Source organism: Methylobacterium gregans (genome assembly GCF_022179245.1).
In the GTDB taxonomy this organism is placed as follows: Bacteria; Pseudomonadota; Alphaproteobacteria; order Rhizobiales; family Beijerinckiaceae; genus Methylobacterium; species Methylobacterium gregans.
The window spans coordinates 1-1,376 of the sequence record NZ_BPQM01000200.1 but is presented as its reverse complement, the minus strand read 5'-3'; the positions used below and the strand labels follow the sequence as shown (position 1 = coordinate 1,376).

The 1,376-nt window shown below is 70.6% G+C and carries 1 protein-coding gene; it reads left to right on the top strand.

Annotated elements, in window-relative coordinates:
* Nucleotides 1-15 precede the first annotated feature (15 nt).
* A partial coding sequence (locus MFF54_RS27405) for a phosphomannomutase/phosphoglucomutase (RefSeq protein ID WP_238307343.1) occupies nt 16-1,376 on the top strand: 1,361 nt, incomplete at its 3' end.

Genomic DNA, 1,376 nt, shown 5'->3' with positions numbered 1-1,376 from the left:
ACGCCGCTTGCCGCGCTGGCCTCCAACACGTTTGGGTTCGAGCAGGCGCCCCTGGTCAAGCCGACCGGCTTTCGCGAGTACGACGCGCGCTGGCTGTTTCCCGACGAGATCAACCTGATGGGCGTGCAGGCGCTCGGGCTGGGGATCGGCACGCTCATCCACGAGCGCGGCGTGCGCCCCGACATCGTCACCGGCCACGACTTCCGCAGCTACTCCTCCTCCATCAAGCTGGCCCTCGTCGCCGGCATGCAGGCGGCGGGCCTGCGCGTGAAGGATATCGGGCTGGCCCTCTCGCCCATGGCCTATTTCGGGCAGTTCGCCCTCGACTGCCCCTGCGTGGCCATGGTCACCGCCTCCCACAACGACAACGGCTGGACCGGCGTCAAGATGGGCGCCGAGCGCCCCATGACGTTTGGCCCCGACGAGATGAGCCGGCTCAAGGAGATCGTGCTCTCGGGCGCCTTCCAGTACCGCAGCGGCGGCGCCTACGCCTACGTGCCCGACTTCGCCGAGACCTACCTCGCCGACCTCAAGGCGCGCGCCAAGCCCCTCGCGCGCAAGCTCAAGGTGGTGGCCGCCTGCGGCAACGGCACCGCCGGCGCCTTCGCGCCCCGCCTGCTGGAGGCGCTGGGCGTCGAGGTCGTGCCCCTCGACGTCGCCCCCGACTGGACCTTCCCGCGCTACAACCCCAACCCCGAGGACATGGCCATGCTGCACGCCATCGCCGAGGCGGTGCGGGCGAGCGGCGCCGATCTGGGACTGGGCTTCGACGGCGACGGCGACCGCTGCGGCGTGGTCGACGAGGCGGGCCAGGAGATCTTTGCCGACAAGATCGGCGTGATGCTGGCGCGCGATCTCGGCCGGCTGCATCCGGGCGCGACCTTCGTGGTGGACGTGAAGTCGACCGGCCTCTACGCCAGCGATCCCGAGTTGCAGCGGGTCGGGGTGAAGACCGACTACTGGAAGACGGGCCACTCCTACATCAAGCGGCGGGTCAACGCGCTGGGCGCGCTGGCCGGCTTCGAGAAGTCGGGCCACTTCTTCTTCAACGAACCGATCGGGCGGGGCTACGACGACGGCCTGCTGACCGCGATCGCGGTGCTGGAGATGCTCGACCGCAACCCGGGCGCGCGCCTGTCCGACCTCTACCGGGCGCTGCCGCAGACCTGGGGCTCGCCCACCATGTCGCCGCACTGCGCCGACGAGGTGAAGTACGCCGTGGTGGAGCGGGTGACCGAGCGCTTCCGGGCGCTGCAGGCCTCGGGCGAGGCGGTGGCGGGCCAGCGGATCGTGGATCTGGTGACGGTCAACGGGGTGCGGGTGACGGCCGAGGACGGGACCTGGGGTCTGGTGCGGGCCTCCTCGAACAAGCCCGA